Origin of the sequence: Muricauda brasiliensis (assembly GCF_003057865.1) — a bacterium.
Lineage (GTDB): Bacteria > Bacteroidota > Bacteroidia > Flavobacteriales > Flavobacteriaceae > Flagellimonas > Flagellimonas chongwuensis.
Map to the genome: position 1 here is coordinate 375,610 of NZ_QBTW01000001.1, position 16,870 is coordinate 392,479.

15 protein-coding genes are annotated in these 16,870 nt (G+C 42.2%); 11 read left to right on the forward strand and 4 right to left on the reverse strand.

The window, feature by feature from the left end; translation table 11 throughout:
* Positions 1 to 272 precede the first annotated feature (272 nt).
* Positions 273 to 1,301: a GntR family transcriptional regulator gene (locus DCK90_RS01470; protein ID WP_108244457.1), complete on the reverse strand. Its 1,029-nt coding sequence runs from the start codon at positions 1,299 to 1,301 to the stop codon at positions 273 to 275.
* 87 nt (positions 1,302 to 1,388) lie between these two features.
* On the opposite strand from DCK90_RS01470, the gene DCK90_RS01475 reads away from it, so the two are divergent.
* From DCK90_RS01475 to DCK90_RS16925, 5 genes are all read left to right on the forward strand, one after another.
* The gene (locus tag DCK90_RS01475) at positions 1,389 to 3,488 is read left to right on the forward strand and encodes a bifunctional aldolase/short-chain dehydrogenase (protein ID WP_108244390.1); all 2,100 of its coding nucleotides are present in this window, start codon (positions 1,389 to 1,391) and stop codon (positions 3,486 to 3,488) included.
* Positions 3,489 to 3,569: 81 nt separating this feature from the next.
* Complete coding sequence (locus DCK90_RS01480) at positions 3,570 to 4,850, forward strand: TIM barrel protein (RefSeq protein ID WP_108244391.1); 1,281 nt, start codon at positions 3,570 to 3,572, stop codon at positions 4,848 to 4,850.
* Between the two features lie 15 nt (positions 4,851 to 4,865).
* The gene (locus DCK90_RS01485; RefSeq protein WP_108244392.1) at positions 4,866 to 6,239 is read left to right on the forward strand and encodes an FGGY-family carbohydrate kinase; all 1,374 of its coding nucleotides are present in this window, start codon (positions 4,866 to 4,868) and stop codon (positions 6,237 to 6,239) included.
* A gap of 1 nt (position 6,240) precedes the next feature.
* Positions 6,241 to 7,386 carry an alpha-hydroxy acid oxidase gene (locus tag DCK90_RS01490; RefSeq protein WP_108244393.1) on the forward strand — a complete coding sequence of 382 codons (1,146 nt, stop codon included), beginning with the start codon at positions 6,241 to 6,243 and terminating at the stop codon, positions 7,384 to 7,386.
* Between the two features lie 40 nt (positions 7,387 to 7,426).
* Positions 7,427 to 8,827, forward strand: coding sequence for a purine-cytosine permease family protein (locus DCK90_RS16925; RefSeq protein ID WP_159075728.1), 1,401 nt, complete (start codon positions 7,427 to 7,429; stop codon positions 8,825 to 8,827).
* Positions 8,828 to 8,884: 57 nt separating this feature from the next.
* Here the strand turns inward: DCK90_RS16925 and DCK90_RS01505 are convergent, their stop codons facing one another.
* Positions 8,885 to 9,610 (reverse strand): NUDIX hydrolase, encoded by a 726-nt coding sequence (locus DCK90_RS01505; protein ID WP_108244396.1) that lies wholly within the window; start codon positions 9,608 to 9,610, stop codon positions 8,885 to 8,887.
* Between the two features lie 151 nt (positions 9,611 to 9,761).
* On the opposite strand from DCK90_RS01505, the gene DCK90_RS01510 reads away from it, so the two are divergent.
* The 5 genes from DCK90_RS01510 to DCK90_RS01530 all read left to right on the forward strand — a co-directional run bounded on the left by DCK90_RS01510 (position 9,762) and on the right by DCK90_RS01530 (position 15,183).
* Positions 9,762 to 11,117, forward strand: a complete 1,356-nt coding sequence (locus DCK90_RS01510) for a TolB family protein (protein ID WP_108244458.1) — start codon at positions 9,762 to 9,764, stop codon at positions 11,115 to 11,117.
* Between the two features lie 23 nt (positions 11,118 to 11,140).
* Positions 11,141 to 12,541, forward strand: a complete 1,401-nt coding sequence (locus DCK90_RS01515; protein ID WP_108244397.1) for a Gfo/Idh/MocA family protein — start codon at positions 11,141 to 11,143, stop codon at positions 12,539 to 12,541.
* Between the two features lie 198 nt (positions 12,542 to 12,739).
* Complete coding sequence (locus DCK90_RS01520; RefSeq protein WP_108244459.1) at positions 12,740 to 13,009, forward strand: ArsR/SmtB family transcription factor; 270 nt, start codon at positions 12,740 to 12,742, stop codon at positions 13,007 to 13,009.
* Positions 13,010 to 13,045: 36 nt separating this feature from the next.
* Positions 13,046 to 14,089, forward strand: a complete 1,044-nt coding sequence (locus DCK90_RS01525; RefSeq protein WP_108244398.1) for an LLM class flavin-dependent oxidoreductase — start codon at positions 13,046 to 13,048, stop codon at positions 14,087 to 14,089.
* A gap of 95 nt (positions 14,090 to 14,184) precedes the next feature.
* Positions 14,185 to 15,183, forward strand: a complete 999-nt coding sequence (locus DCK90_RS01530) for a bile acid:sodium symporter family protein (protein ID WP_108244399.1) — start codon at positions 14,185 to 14,187, stop codon at positions 15,181 to 15,183.
* Positions 15,184 to 15,240: 57 nt separating this feature from the next.
* On the opposite strand, the gene DCK90_RS01535 is transcribed toward DCK90_RS01530, so the two are convergent.
* Positions 15,241 to 15,468 carry a hypothetical protein gene (locus DCK90_RS01535; protein ID WP_159075729.1) on the reverse strand — a complete coding sequence of 76 codons (228 nt, stop codon included), beginning with the start codon at positions 15,466 to 15,468 and terminating at the stop codon, positions 15,241 to 15,243.
* A 240-nt stretch (positions 15,469 to 15,708) separates the two neighbouring features.
* Between DCK90_RS01535 and DCK90_RS01540 the strand changes: the two genes are divergently transcribed.
* Positions 15,709 to 16,242, forward strand: coding sequence for a lipid-binding SYLF domain-containing protein (locus tag DCK90_RS01540; protein ID WP_108244401.1), 534 nt, complete (start codon positions 15,709 to 15,711; stop codon positions 16,240 to 16,242).
* Positions 16,243 to 16,342: 100 nt separating this feature from the next.
* Here the strand turns inward: DCK90_RS01540 and DCK90_RS01545 are convergent, their stop codons facing one another.
* The gene (locus DCK90_RS01545; protein ID WP_108244402.1) at positions 16,343 to 16,837 is read right to left on the reverse strand and encodes a pyridoxamine 5'-phosphate oxidase family protein; all 495 of its coding nucleotides are present in this window, start codon (positions 16,835 to 16,837) and stop codon (positions 16,343 to 16,345) included.
* Positions 16,838 to 16,870 lie beyond the last annotated feature (33 nt).

Genomic DNA, 16,870 nt, shown 5'->3' on the forward strand with positions numbered 1-16,870 from the left:
TTATCCAATTTGCCGTCCATTCCGGTTCTGTACTGGGTCTCCGTTGGGCCATTGAAACTAAAGTAGTACATAAAATAAGTAGTGGTAGAAATCTTCTCATATTTTAAATATAAATGATTTGTGCAAGTATCCCGAGGCCTATGTATTTTGAATCCAGTAAAAACAAACCATACGTTCCCATATCTCAGGCCCAATGCAACGATAAGATAAGGTCTAAAGAAAACTATCCCGTTCTGTACTGTTCTGATAAAGAGGTTAGGCCACCCATTGGACTACAGGGAGCTCCTTTGAATTACATGGAAAGGGTTTTCCGTGTAGATGGTCTGGTTCTTCAAGACAATTTCAGCAGCTTTTTTCCCAAGGTTCTCAAAATCGGTTGAAATTACCGTAATACCATCCAATAGAACTTCTTTTAAAGGAGTCTCATTATAGGATATGATACCGACATCTTGTCCCAACACATAATGGGTCTCCTTTATTTTCTTGATCAGAATGACCAGGTCGCTTTCCTTTAGGTTAATGTAGACTGTTTCTTTTTCAATTTCACTGGATTCAATTTCTTCGATGATTCCAAATTCGTAAGCAAACTGAGCGCAAAACTTTATGAAGCCTTTTTTGATCTCGATTGGATGGTACGTTTTCTTTCTTAATAAGAGTTTAATCTGTCGATATTTTTTGAGTTTAGGGTTAAGTGCAACCAATGCTGAATATATATCCTGTTCAAAATCCTGATAAATGCTGGACACGGTATTGGCCAGACCATCCAATCTTTTATCGAGCACGATCAGTTTTTCCAAAGGAATTTCATCTTTAATAAAGTTGATTACATCATCGCCACCTTCTTCAAAATGACTGATCACAACATAATGTGTGTAGGTGTAAGACCTTTTCTTGGACTCCAAGATAAGTTCCTTAAAATGTCTGTAATTATTTTCATAGATAAAAAAGTCTATGGTAGCATTGTCCCCCAAAGTTCTGGCAAAAGCATCATAAATAATCTTTTTATGTGCACTTAACTTATTAAAAAGAAGAAAAACTTTTGCTTTCAAGGCCAACCCATCTTTCTTTACATAATAGCCTTTTCCAGGTACGGACTCTATAATTTTGTTCTTCTTTAAGTGGTCGTAAGCCCTTACCACAGTATCGCGGGATATATCAAATTCTATTAGTAACTCATTCACGGAAGGCAACCTGTCGTCCAATTTGAGCTTGCCATTTTCAATGGCCGCTAAAATGGAATCAACGATTTGTTTGTACTTTGGAACCTTTGATTCCTCCTTTATATCTATCAATTCCAGCATTTTATTAACTTTTACGGTACAGTACAGAACACTTAATAGAAATTGGGTAAGTACATTTACCGACAACAATAATAAAAAAAATACCTGATGGGGATTAAGACTTTTAAACACGTGGATTATCTATGGGACCAAAAAAAGGCCTTGGAACTTGGCGACGACCAAGTGGCCTTATTCCTATATAGGTCCAATATTTTGGGCTCCGATTTAAGGATTACCAACTATGGTGGGGGAAATACAAGTTGCAAGACAATTGAAAAAGACCCTCTTACCAATGAGGAAGTTGAGGTAATGTGGATCAAGGGATCCGGAGGAGATATTGGAACCTTGACCCGTTCAGGAATTGCCAGTCTTTACACTGAAAGATTGAGAAACCTGAAAAAAGTCTATAAGGGATTGCACGACGAAGATAGAATGGTAGGCCTTTTCAACCATTGCATCTATGATCTGGACAGTAGGGCCCCATCCATTGATACTCCCCTTCATGGATTGCTCCCATTTAAACATATAGACCACCTTCACCCGGATGCACTTATCGCAGTGGCAGCAGCCAAGGACAGTGAAAAAGTGACCAAGGAAATTTGGGGCGACACCATGGGCTGGGTACCATGGCAAAGACCTGGTTTCGACCTGGGCCTTCAATTGGAAAAATGCCTTGACGAAAACCCTGGCATACGAGGTATTGTGCTAGGAAGCCATGGCCTTTTTACTTGGGGGGACACTTCATACGAATGCTACATCAACAGTTTGGAGGTTATTGAAACAGCTTCAGATTATATTGAAAAGAAAATCAAGGAACAGGGCGAGGTATTTGGCGGTCAAAAAGTAGAGTCGCTTCCCGCTAAAGATAGAAAAGAGAAAGCAGCACAGTTGATGCCGCTTCTTCGTGGACTATGTTCTTCTGAAAACCGCATGATCGGCCATTTTACAGATGCAGATGTGGTCATGGAATACATCAATAGCAACGATTTGGAAAAATTGGCCCCAATGGGGACCTCTTGCCCGGATCACTTTTTGAGAACCAAAATACAACCGTTGGTATTGACTTTGGATGCCTCAGAAGATGTATCCAATGCAGAGGAAGTACTTAAAAAATTGGAGCCTGCCTTTGAGCAATACCGAAAAGAATACAAGGAATACTACGAGAACTGTAAGCATGATAACAGTCCTGCAATGAGGGATCCCAACCCCGTCATCATCATTTACCCAGGGGTGGGTATGTTCAGTTTCTCGAAAAACAAGCAGACAACCCGGGTAGCCAGTGAATTCTACATCAACGCCATCAATGTGATGCGTGGAGCAGAGGCCATTTCCGCCTACACTTCATTGCCTAGACAAGAGGCTTTTGATATTGAATATTGGCTATTGGAAGAGGCCAAGTTACAGCGTATGCCCAAGGAACAACCGTTATCAAGAAAAGTTGCCTTGGTCACCGGTGCAGGTGGAGGAATCGGTAAAGCCATTGCGGACAAACTTGCGGAGCATGGGGCCAATGTGGTATTGACGGACATTGCCGAGGACAGATTGAAAGAAGCCGTTGAAACCTACCCAAGAGACGTGGCCAGCTACGCTGTTTGTGATGTAACAAGTTCGGAGTCCATCGAAAATGCCTATAAAAGCGCATGTTTGGAGTTTGGCGGTGTGGACCTTGTGATCCACAGTGCTGGATTGGCCATTTCCAAACCTTTGGGAGAGACCACCGAAAAAGATTGGGACCTGCTTCAAAATGTACTGGTAAAAGGTCAATTTGAACTCTATAAGCAAGGTGTTGCCATTATGGAAAAACAGGACCTTGGTGGGGACATCATCAGTATTGCAAGTAAAAATGGACTGGTATCCGGGCCTAACAACGTGGGATACGGAACTGCAAAAGCAGCGCAACAGCACATGGTTCGATTATTGGCCGCAGAACTTGGCGGCAAAGGAATCCGTGTGAACACGGTAAACCCTGATGGGGTCATCGTGGGCAGCAAAATTTGGGAAGGCGATTGGGCCGAAGGAAGGGCCAAAGCCTACGGCATTAAAGTTGAAGACCTTCCTGCGCATTACGCCAAAAGAAATTTGCTCAACGAAATTATATATCCAGAAGACATCGCAAACGGTGTGTTCGCCTTTGTAGGGCTTCTGGATAAAAGTACTGGAAACATTATCAATGTGGATGGCGGCATGGCAAATGCCTTCACTAGATAGGTTTTGAGTTTAGTTATTTTTAATTCAAATTATCCGCAGGTCATCACATGGGCCTGCGGTTTTTAAAGATTAAATCATCCTATGATTATCAATAAAGAACAAATCGCATCACACAACCAGAACAACTTTGACAACCATGATCAAAGTTTTGATTTTTTGGCCAACCAGCTGTCCAAAAAAGGGTACGATGTTGAACATATATTAAAGAAAATCAGCGACTTTCAAGTAGCCATTCCGAGTTGGGCCTTAGGGGCCGGTGGAACACGTTTTGGTAGATTCTCCTACCATGGGGAACCTGGCACCTTGGAACAAAAAATCGAAGATGTTGGAATGCTCCATGCCCTTACGCAGTCGGCAGGGGCCATTTCCCTTCATATTCCTTGGGATGTTCCTGAAGATGCTGAAAAAGTTAAAAAACTGGCCAACGTCTTGGATCTTAAGTTCGATGCAATGAACTCCAATACCTTCCAGGACCAGCCCGATCAGGAGCATTCGTATAAATTCGGTTCACTTTGCAGCACCGACGAAAATGCACGTCAGCAGGCCATACAGCACAATATAGATGTCATCCGATTAGGGGAGAAATTGGGCTCCAAAAGTCTTACCGTATGGTTGGCGGACGGTTCCAGTTTTCCGGGACAGAACAATTTCCAGACCGTACTCAAGAACACACAGGACAGTCTACAGCAAATCTACAAGACATTGCCCGAGGACTGGAAGCTCTTTATCGAGTACAAACCTTACGAACCTTATTTTTACAGCACGGTGATCCAAGATTGGGGAACTTCCTTTATGTTGGCCAACGAATGTGGTCCAAAGGCCTATACCTTGGTAGATCTGGGACATCATTTGCCCAATACCAACATAGAACAGATCGTGGCCACTTTAATGATGAAGGGCAAATTGGGAGGATTCCATTTCAACGACAGCAAATATGGGGACGACGATCTTACCGTTGGAAGCATAAAGCCTTATTCCCTGTTCTTGATCTTTAACGAACTGGTCTACGGTATGGAGAACAATCCACAAAACCCGTACCCCGCCTGGATGATCGATGCCAGCCATAACCTAAAAGATCCTTTGGAAGATTTAATGCAATCGTTGGAAGCCATCAGGTCTTCCTATGCAAAGGCACTTCTTGTGGACCAAAAATCACTTCGTGAAGCACAAAAGAATCATGATGTCTCACAATGTCAAGAGATTCTCCAAGATGCCTACCATACCGATGTAAGACCATTATTGGAACGTGCCCGGATTTCAAAAGGAGGCGCTCTAAATCCATTGGACACGTACAGATATCTTGATATCCGCAAACAATTGATTGACGAGAGAGGCAAACACACCATGGCAACAGGATTGTAATTCATACTTTTATCTATGGCTAAAGAGGTAATCGCGATTTTTGATATAGGAAAGACCAATAAAAAATTCTTTCTTTTTGACCTTGACTTTAAGGAGGTCCATCGGGATTACACCTATTTGGAACCTATTGAAGATGAGGATGGCCACCCAACAGAAGATGTTGTAAAACTCCAAGAATGGATAAAAACTACTTTTCATAACATCTTAGAATCCAAGGATTATAAAGTAAGTGCCGTTAATTTTTCATCTTATGGTGCCAGTTTTGTGCACTTGGACGATATAGGCAAAGTGGTTACCCCACTCTATAATTATACAAAACCCATTCCGGAAGAAGTTATCGAACAATTTTACGATACCTACGGTCCGGAAATAGAAATTTGCAGGGCAACAGGAACTACAAAGGAAGGTATGCTTAATTCCGGCATCCAATTGTATTGGTTAAAACACCATAAACCGGACGTTTTTTCAAAAATCAAATATTCGCTTCATCTACCACAATATCTAAGCTATTTGTTTACAGGAATTCCGGTCAGTGAATATACCAGTGTTGGGTGCCATACCGCCCTTTGGAACTACGAAAAACAAGATTATCACGATTGGGTCTATAAAGAGAAGTTGCACAGGGTACTTCCTTCCATTGTAGATACGGGGACCAGTATCAACACCTACTTGATGGGCCACCAAATAAAGGTCGGCGTCGGAATTCACGATAGCTCATCGGCCCTTTTGCCGTATATAAGAAGTATCGATAAAAAATTCCTATTGCTCTCCACAGGCACATGGAGCATATCCCTAAACCCATTTTCAAAAGAACCTTTAACGGAAACGGACACCCGTTCCAATTGCATCAATTACATGCGGATAAACGGAGAGCCCGTTAAGGCCGCCCGTTTATTTTTAGGGAACGAGTACAACATCAAAATAAAGGAACTATCGGAGCTCTACGGGGTTGTAGAGGATTATCACAAATCGGTTGATTTTGATTCTGAATTGTACCACCGTCTCAAGGAGAATTTTTCTCATAAATTCCAATGGTCCAGTCTTGATGTTGGCGCTTTGGAAAATCTCGTTCCATTTGACTTTAATTCCTATGAAGAAGCCTATCACCAATTACTGATGGAGCTGGTGGAGTTGCAGATAGATAGTATCCAAAGGGCTATCGGAGAGGAGGCTATTGAGCAATTGTACATTGATGGAGGGTTTGCCAACAATAGAATTTTTGTGGAACTATTGGCACAGGGTTTTAACCATATGAAGGTGAAAACCACCGATGCCTCCCTAGGTTCGGCGCTTGGCGCGGCCATTGTCATATCCAATGTGGAACTGGACCAAAAATTCCTAAAAAAGAATTACGCATTAAAAAAACATAGACCCCTAATCACAAATTAATATGGCCCAAAGTTTCGATACCCGGTACCCTTCCGTCGATGACCTTAGGGAAAAAGCCAAGAAAAGAATCCCGCGTTTTGCTTTTGAGTATTTGGATGGTGGCTGCAACGAGGATGTGAACATTAAGCGCAACACCTCTGAGATTAGGGACATAACCCTAAAACCTACCTACATTAAGGACTTTAAGGGTGCCTCCATCAAGACCAAACTTTTCGGACATGAGTACGATGCCCCATTTGGCGTGGCCCCGGTTGGTCTGCAGGGATTAATGTGGCCAAATTCACCAGAAATCCTTGCTAAAGCTGCACATAAGCATAACGTACCCTTTATATTGAGCACCGTGACCACCATGGACATTGAAAGGGCCAGTGAGCTGACCGAGGGCAAAGCCTGGTTTCAACTTTACAATCCGGCGGAAGATGCCGTAAGGTTCGATATCATCGACAGGGCCGCTGCATCCGGTTGCCCCGTTTTGGTATTGCTGTGCGACGTCCCCACTTTTGGGTACCGCCCGCGTGACTTTAAAAACGGATTGGCATTGCCACCTAAAATGACCATGGCCAATATTCTACAGGTTTTGGGCAAGCCCAGTTGGGCCATGCAGACCTTAAAATATGGCATTCCCACTTTTGAGACACTAAAACCATATACCCCAGAAGGACTGAATCTTAAGCAATTGGGCAAATTTATGGACAAAACTTTTTCAGGTCGTTTGAACGAGGAGCGTATTAAACCGATAAGGGATAGATGGAAAGGAAAATTGGTCCTGAAAGGTGTGGCATCCGAAGAGGATACCGAACAGGCCATCCGTTTAGGGTTTGATGGCATCATTGTTTCCAACCATGGGGGAAGACAGTTGGATGCCGGTGAATCCACCATTGCCCCTTTGACGCGAATAGCTGAAAAATATAAAGATCAAATAACCATAATGATGGATAGCGGTATGCGCTCAGGCCCCGATATGGCACGTTGCCTTGCACGGGGAGCGGAATTCACGTTCATGGGGCGTTCTTTCATGTACGGTGCCGCAGCCATGGGAAACAAAGGAGGCGACCATACCATGACCATCCTTAAGGTACAACTACAACAAATTATGGATCAATTGTGTTGCGAGAACATTGAAGACCTGCACAAGCACCTGATCTAACAAACTTGCACATAAAAATTAACGAACAAACCAAACCTATATGAGCCAATATAACATCGATGAAGAAGTTGAAGAAATAGCTGGTGGAGAATATGAAAGACAGCCCGTTCCACAATCCAAATTAAAAAGTTGGAAAAGCTTCTTGGGCATGTATGCCGGTGAGCATGCCGCAGGTACCGAATTCGTGATTGGCCCTTTGTTTTTGACCACGGGGGTAAGTGCTTTTGACCTTATTGTGGGACTGCTTTTAGGAAATCTTCTGGCCGTGCTCAGTTGGAGGTTCTTGACGGCAGAAATAGCCGTAAAGTATCGTCTTACCCTATACTATCAATTGGAAAAGATTGTTGGAAAAAAATTGGTCATTGGATATAATCTGGCCAATGGGATTCTCTTCTGTTTTCTTGCCGGCGCCATGATCACCGTTTCGGCCACGGCCGTTGGAATTCCCTTTGACATGGAAATGCCAAAATTGACGGACACCATGCCCAACGGTATTACATGGGTCGTTATCGTATTGGTCATAGGGGCCGTAATTTCGTTAATTGCAGCAAAAGGATACGAGACCGTTTCAAAAGCGGCCAACTATATGTCCCCTATCATTGTATTGGCATTCTTGGCCAGTGGCATCGTGGCGTTGCGTAACCTTGATGTAAACAGCTTTTCCGACTTTTGGAACATTTGGGGCGAAGGTGGAGAACCTTTTCCCGGGCAGATAAAATATACTTTTTGGCATGTTACCATTTGGTCTTGGTTTGCCAATGCTGCGATGCACGTAGGCATGTCCGACCTTTCGGTATTTAGGTTTGCGAAAAAGGCCAGCTCGGGTTGGACCACCGCAGCTGGTATGTACGTAGGGCATTATATGGCGTGGATCGCAGCCGCATTGCTGTACGCCGTTTACCTTAAATCCCCAGAAGCTCAGGCCGCATTGGCCGGAGGAAGTGCTCCCAATGTTGCACCCGGCCCATTGGCCTACAACGCCTTGGGAATTTTTGGTGCCATTGCCGTGGTCTTGGCAGGATGGACAACGGCCAATCCGACCATTTATCGGGCCGGTCTGGCTTTCCAGGCCATTATACCAAAAACATCCACATTTTGGGTAACCATCATTGCGGGCAGTGTGGCCACGTTGGCCGGACTATTCCCTGCCTTTGCCATGAAACTATTGGATTTTGTAGCGCTTTACGGGTTTATATTGGCACCTATGGGAGCCATAATTGTGTTTGAGCACTTCTACGGAGAAAAGGCCAACATCATAATAGATTATGCCGAAAAAATGAACGTAAAATTTAACAGGGCCGTATTCTGGGCCTGGGCCATCAGTTTTGGACTATGTTATTTTATCTCGGTGACCTTTGATGTCTTTTTATCCTTTATGACCTTGCCCGCTTGGTTATTGTGCGGCGTGCTGTTCTTGGCGATGTCCAAAAAACGAAGCTAAAAACACTTTGATTACGAAAGAAAATTAAAAGAAGTATCTATTGCAAAAGTAACTGCACTAACTTTTGAATCTATAAATATAAGGAGCCCTATTCTGGGCTCCTGTATATTTTTTGCCCAGTCGTTCCAATACATCAAGGCCCAATATTTTCTTTTGAAAATTGTTCATGGGGAATTCCTTGTCATAAACGGCTTCATAAAGTTCCTTTACTTCCCGCATGGTAAATTCATCAGGAAGAAGATTGAAACCGATCAATTTCTCATCAAGGTTTTGTCGAAGGGATTTATGGGCCTCACCAACAATCTCATTATGATCATGCGTCATTTCTGGCAAGTCCTCTATGCTCACCCACTTTAGAAATTCCTCAAACTCTCCTATTTTAGGGTCCACCCTGTTCAAATCCACCAAGGCGTAATAGCCAATACAAACAAAACGATTTGTTACCCAATCAATGGCCTCATCATCGAATTTTTTAGGATCAAAATCCTTTAGTCCGGCCCTTACCATTTCCCTATACCCACTTCCAATGATCCTATCAGGACCTCCGAAGGCCCTAAACTGCTCTAAATAAATATTGTCCAATCCCGTCCTTTCCATTAGGATTCGCGAAGCGGCCTGATCGATACTTTCTGTTTGGAGAATGTAGCCCCCAGGAAGGCTCCATAAATCCTTTCCATAACTTAGCTTGGAGATCAACACCTTTAATTCTTTGTTTTTATACCCAAAGATCACACAGTCAATCGATAGTTGTGCAATATAATCCCCTGTTCGAAACTTATCCATAATTATGCTATTGAGGCAGCCTGTACATATACAAAAGTACTATTAGTTATGCGGCATAACGATGCTACACTATCACAATTTAAACCTATTATCTTTTATTTAGAAAATAAAATGTATATTTATCATGCACACAAAACTAAACAAAGTAATCATGAAGCACTTTTTTCAACTTCAGGAATACACTTTGGGCAATATACTGCATCTGTTCCAAAAGTATTCCCTGTTTTTTCTTGGACTTTTCCTCTGTTCATCCATCTATGCCCAGAACGATTCCATTGCCATCATCAAGCTACTTGAAAAAGAAGGGCTTACCTGGCGTATGGGCGACAAGGAGGCCCATGCCGATTGTTGGAGGGAGCGACCTTACAGCCGTATATTGGTATCCACTGCGGATGGACGTACAATCGATGTTCCCACAAAAACGATTATAGACCCACCATCGGAAATGCTGGGCAAGGGCGGGTTTGCCTTCCATACCAATCACAAAATGCGAATTGACAAAAATATTGCCTGGGTAGCACACGATGAAGTTTTGGTCGGTACAGATGGTAAGGAGACCCTTTCCAATGAAGTACGGTTTTTGGAAAAATTTGATGGCGATTGGAAGTTGGTAGGACAGTCGAACCACTTTTACAATCATCCACCAGAAAACAAAATCGACACCACCAGTTATATTCAAACAGTGGATATTGAAACCGGTAGAATAGAGACGGTTCTCACTATAAACAATCACTTTGAAGCACCTAACTGGCATCCTGATAATTATTTGATTGTTAACAGCAAAGGGAAATTGTACACCTTGGACCTCGAGACAAAGGATTTACAACAATTGGACACCGATTTTGCCGACCAGAGCAATAACGATCATGGAATTTCCCCAGACAACCAATGGTTGGCCATTAGCCACAACGATGTAAACGACCCCTCGCCAAAGGCTTATAAGTCGGCTATTTATGTGCTGTCTATTGAAGGTGGTAAACCTAGAAGGGTCACCTCGGAAGTAATGTCCTTTTGGCACGGTTGGTCGCCCGATGGAAAACGATTGGCCTATTGTGCCGAGCGAAACGGTAATTACGATGTGTATTCCATAAGCGTTGATGGCGGCAAAGAAAAAAGATTGACCACGGCCGAAGGTTTGGACGATGGCCCGGACTATTCGCCCGATGGAAAGTACATCTACTACAACTCCTACAAATCTGGTCATATGCAGATATGGCGCATGAACACCAATGGCAAAAAACAGGAGCAGTTGACCTTTGACGAAAACTCAAATTGGTTCCCGCACCCATCTCCTGATGGAAAATGGATTGTGTATATTGCATACACTTCTGACCAAAAACAAAACCATCTATTTGGAAAGCAGGTCAAACTAAGGTTGATGAACGTTGAAACAAAGGACATAAAGGATATTACACCGGTTTTCTTTGGTGGACAAGGCACCATAAATGTCCCCTCTTGGAGTCCAGACAGCAAAAAATTGGCCTTTGTAAGCTATTCCGTCAACTAAAAAACCTCTAATTATCAAAGCACATGAAAAACAACAATCAAAACAAACGACGAAAATTTTTACGGCAAATCGGGGCCACAACTTTGGCCTCAGCAGCCACACCATTTGCATCCTTTGCGGCAAAGGCTAAAGCTGAGGAACGCATTTTAAGATATGACCGAACATTTTCCAATAACGATACGGTACGAATCGGTGTTATCGGATACGGTGTACAGGGCCATTTTGATCTAAGAACTGCCCTACAGGTTCCCGGTGTTGAACTTGCCGGTATCTGCGATATTTATAAAAGTAGATTGGTACGGGCCCAAGAAGAGTTCGGAAAGGACCTATTTGTCACTAGAAGCTACAAGGACCTTTTGGACAAGGAAGATATTGATGCCGTTCTTATCTGTACTACCGATGTATGGCACTCCCAAATTACATTGGATGCCCTTGCCAAAGGCAAGCACATTTACTTGGAAAAACCGATGATGCACAAAATTGAGGAAGGTTACCCAATGATGAAAGCCGCGGACAAATCCGGTAAAGTTTTTCAGGTGGGGAGCCAACGAGTGAGCAGCGTGGGCTATGCAAAGGCCAAAGAGCTTTTGGCGGCCGGTGAAATTGGCGACCTAAATATGGTACAAGCTGCCTGGGACCGCCAAAGTTCCATAGGGTCTTGGGAATACACCATCCCGGATGATGCCAGTGCGGAAACCACAGATTGGGATACATTCACAGAGGTTACGGAAAAAATGGAGTTCGATGCAAAAAAATTCTTCTGGTGGAGAGCATATAAAGAATTTGGAACAGGTGTGGCCGGTGACCTCTACATTCATTTATTGAGCGGCACACATTTCATCACTAATTCCAAAGGACCGGAAGATATCTACAGTACCGGACAGTTCAGCTATTGGAACGATGGTAGGAACATGCCCGATGTGATGTCCGGTGTAATGCAATACCCAAAAAGCGAAGAGCACCCGGCGTTTCAATTAAACCTACGGGTAAACTTTATCAGTGGTACGGGAGGTCAAGAAGTTATCCAATTGATAGGCTCCGAAGGCACCATCACCATAGACCGTAATGATATTATTGTCAGTTACAGCAAAATGCCCGAGGCTCCAGGTTTTGGAGGATACGATTCCGTATTCACCTTTCCGGAAGCTATGCAAGAGCGCATGAAGGCCGAATATAACGCCAAATGGACGGAAGCACAGCAAAAAAGACATCCAAAAGGCGACGTTATCCACAAAGCGCCAGATGGCTATAGCGACCATTTAGATCATTTTACCAATTTCTTTGATGCCATAAGAGACGGTAAAAAGGTGGTGGAAGACGCGGAGTTTGGTTTTAGGGCCGCTGCACCTGCCCTAGCCTGCAATACCAGCTATTTTGATAAGAAGATTATGCACTGGGATCCCCTTAAAATGAAATTGGTATAAAATAATTTCCCCACCATCTTTTGGAAAGAAAAAGGAGGCAATAGGATAGTTTTTCATTGGTATCTCGGATTGTTTTATCATTGTTTGGATTAGCCTATTGTCTTCACCAAAAGTTATTTTTATACTAAAAACCTTAACTAAGGTTTGTTGCTTTTCAACTTATTGATACATTTACATGTTTCAATATATTATAGCATTTTGAACTTAAAACAAATAGAACGGATTTCGAAAGCGCTCAGTGATGTTAATCGCTTAAAAATTGTCCAGGCCATCCAGTCTTGCGATGGCAAACTGGAATGCAGTACTATCACCGCCTCTTTGAACCTATCGCAGCCATCCGTAAGCCATCACATAAAAAAATTGGTAGATGCCGATTTGATAGAGCCCCAAAAAGAAGGTAGGTTCTACTTTTATACCCTAAACCATGAGGTTATGGAAAGTTATTTGTCATCACTCAAAAAGCTATAATTTTTATTTCAAAAATATATCGATACATATAAATATATGGATTCAAAAAAAATTGCGTATTCTATTTTAGAATTGGCTGTTCTCCCAAAAGGAAGCACCATTAACCAAGTATATAAAAATACGGTGGCATTGGCCCAAAAAGCGGAAGGGTTGGGCTATGAAAGAATGTGGTTTGCCGAACATCATAATATGCCCGCTATCACCAGTAGTTCTCCCGAAATATTGATTGGACACGTGGCGCAGGCCACCACATCCTTACGTTTAGGTTCTGGTGGAGTAATGCTACCCAACCACTCCCCTTTTGTGGTTTCCGAACGCTTTGGCACCTTGGCCAATTTATTTCCAAACCGTATTGACCTTGGCCTGGGAAGGGCTCCAGGGACCGACCAGCCTACCGCGAGAGCCATAAATACAGGGTTTATAGAGGCCACCCATTCGTTTCCAAAAGATATTGAACAGATTCAACAGTATTTTTCGCCCTCCAACAAAGATTCAAAAATTAGGGTTCCGCTGGCCGAGGGAATGGATGTACCCATTTATATTTTAGGCTCAAGTACCAGTAGCGCCCGATTGGCCGCCCAAAAAGGATTACCCTATGCCTTTGCGAGTCATTTTGCCACGGCACAGCTCTTCAATGCGCTTGAAATTTACAGAGACCAGTTTCAACCTTCCGAAGCCTTGCAAAAACCTTACGTTATTGCTGGGATCAATGCAGTGGTCGCCGATACGGATGAGGAAGCCGAGCGTTTATACACTTCGGCTCTAAGAATGGTCATAAATATATTGTCCGGCACGCAAACGCAGTTTATAGAACCTCCTACGGAGATGAGCACTAGTTTACAGGAGGTACGACAGCATCCTGCCATTATGCAAATGACTCGCTACAGTTTTGTTGGAAGCAAGGAAACCGTAAAAAAGCAGGTAGAAAAATTTATTGGGCAAACCCAGGTCGATGAAGTAATTGTCTCTTCCATGATGTATGATAGCGATGACCGTATAAAATCGGCAAGATTGTTCGCTGAGATTATGAAGGACATTAACGAAAATGCCGTAATTGCCAAAACATCATCTTCATTGTAGTTTTTTGGCCATGAATAGCTTTCCTTCTTTATAACGTATACTGAAACCAACCATTAAAAAACAAGCATCAATAGCCGGCATTCCAAAGAGAACGTATGAAAAGATTGATCAAAATTGACAAATTTGTGGTAGGTATAATCCTCGCAATACTACTAGCCTACTTTTTCCCTGGTCTTGCCAATAGGGAAAGTGCAGTTCCCTTAGATACTATTTCAGGAATCGGGATATCGCTCATTTTCTTTTTTTATGGACTAAAACTCAATCCCGAAAAAATAAGGCACGGATTAAAAAATTGGCGTTTGCACATTATGGTGCAATCCTTCGTTTTCCTAATTTTCCCATTATTGGTGATTATTTTCTACCCACTGTTCAAGTCGAGTGATTATTTACATATCTGGCTTGCCTTCTTGTTTATGGCCGCACTCCCCTCTACCGTTTCCTCCTCGGTGGTGATGGTTTCCATTGCAAAGGGGAATATTCCTGCGGCAATTTTCAATGCAAGCATATCAGGATTGATCGGCATTGTGGTAACGCCACTGTGGATGGGCATTTTCTTGGAACATCAATCAGGTGATTTTAGCCTATTGGATGTCTATACCAGTTTGATATTACAGATTCTATTACCCGTATTTCTTGGATTGTTACTACATCGATATTTGGGCGGGTTTGCTACACGATATAATGGTTATCTGACCCTTTTTGATAAGTTGGTGATTCTATTGATCATATATAAAAGTTTTGTGCACTCTTTTGAAGATGGAATATTTGACTCGGTGAAATTGGAGCAACTGGTCCTAATCTACTCAGGTGTACTTGTCCTATTCTTCTTGATTTACTTTGTCATAGGCCGGGCTTCCAAACTACTTAAGTTTTCTACAGAGGACACCATTACAGCACAGTTTTGCGGCACCAAAAAATCCTTGGTACATGGAACCGTTTTCTCGAGTATCTTGTTTCCCGCTTCTTTTTCGATAGGGATAATTTTATTGCCGTTGATGCTTTTTCACGTGACACAGATTTTCATCATCAGTATTGTTGCCAGTAAAGTCTCCAAACGTAATGATACTGGGGAAATAGTCTCCTCTAATCAATAAAACAAACAGCACGGCATAAAGCGTAACAACCACTTTTTGGGGTAAACAGGTTGCCATTTAATCAATGGAGTCTTGATTCGTGGAATCAGTCTTTATGGCGGTACTATCTGTTGCTTTATCGGATTCGGACCACTCCTTGTACTTTTCCATTCTTTCGGTTTGACTTTCTTTGACCTCCCTTAGCTCCTCTCCCTGTTTTGGGTGATTCAATTTTTTTTCCCGGCAGGAAGTGGCAAGAGCCATCAAAATGGATAATGCGAGCAATAAACCATACTTTTTCATCATTTTGTTTTTTAGGATTCTACAGAAAAATAATATGTCTTTCTCTTGAACATGGTTGTTATCCGTTCGAAAATTATCTTGATTCAAATGAACATATAAACTACTGTTAATCAATTAGAAATGAATCAATTTTTTCTTGGAAAAAGCAACTATTCCCTTTCAATCTCCAGTACCTTGAAACGGTAACAAGAGCTGGATGTTTCCAGTTTTATTTTAAATGAAATATTAATAAAAAAACACATTATGAAAACTTTGAAAACAATAACCGTATTGGCAGCTTTTTTAGTTGCTTTCGGAACTTTTGCCCAAAACAGCAAGGACAAACAAATTATTGAAGATGCCAAAAAGGCTAAAAAACAGCTCATTGCAAAAGATGCTGGACTTAAAAAGTTCTTTGAGACATCCACAGGGTATGTAATTTTCCCAAATGTTGGTGAAGGTGGATTTATCTTAGGAGGTGCTTCGGGAAACGGAGTGGTATATGAGAACGGGAAGAAAGTAGGAATGGCCGACATGAAAAAGATTGATGTCGGGCTCCAAGCAGGAGGCCAGGCTTTGACCGAAGTTATCTTTTTTGAAACAGAAGACGCTTTAAACGAGTTTAAAACCGGAAGCTATGCTTTTTCGGGCGACCTTTCTGCCATTGCTGTAAAATCCGGAGTTTCCAAAAACGCAGATTATGACGATGGCGTGGTCGTATTTGCCATGCCTAAAGCGGGACTTATGGCAGATGCCTCTATCGGTGGGCAGAAATTTGAATATGTTCCTTTTCAATAGGATGTAACACATAGCTATCAAAAAAGGTCGGTATTTCTACCGACCTTTTTTTTACCTAGAATCAAACTTATGGTTTGATCTTGGCATCCGAATATACGTTCTATAAGTTCACAAATCCTTTTTCACCGGAACTGGAGGACACATTGCTTTCCTCGGCATTAAAGAAAGGTACTAACTTACTGTTCTCGTTATCCCAAAAAAAGGCATTTTCCATATTAACACTAATAAGTGTAAGGTCGGGGTCTTCCTTACCTTCGAACCAATTGAGCAAATGATGGTTCCATAATTCTTCTTTTTTTTGTTCGGATATAATATGTGTGGCATTTCCAAAAATGGACAAGTATTGCTGCTTGTTATCATCGTTATAGATTATCTGAACACGGTTGTCTTCCTCGATATCCATAAAAAGTCCACTATCCTTGGAAACAAAGAACCAAAGATCTCCTTTTTCATCCATTTGTTGAACGGTCATCGGGCATACCGAAAATGGTATGGTATTTAAATTACTGGCCATCATCACAGTTTTCTGTTCATCTATCAAAGTCCGTACTTTTCGGAGGCCTTCCTCATTCTTCATATAATTTCTCTTGTTCATAGTTTTTGTTTTTATGTATTATTGATTCAGTTA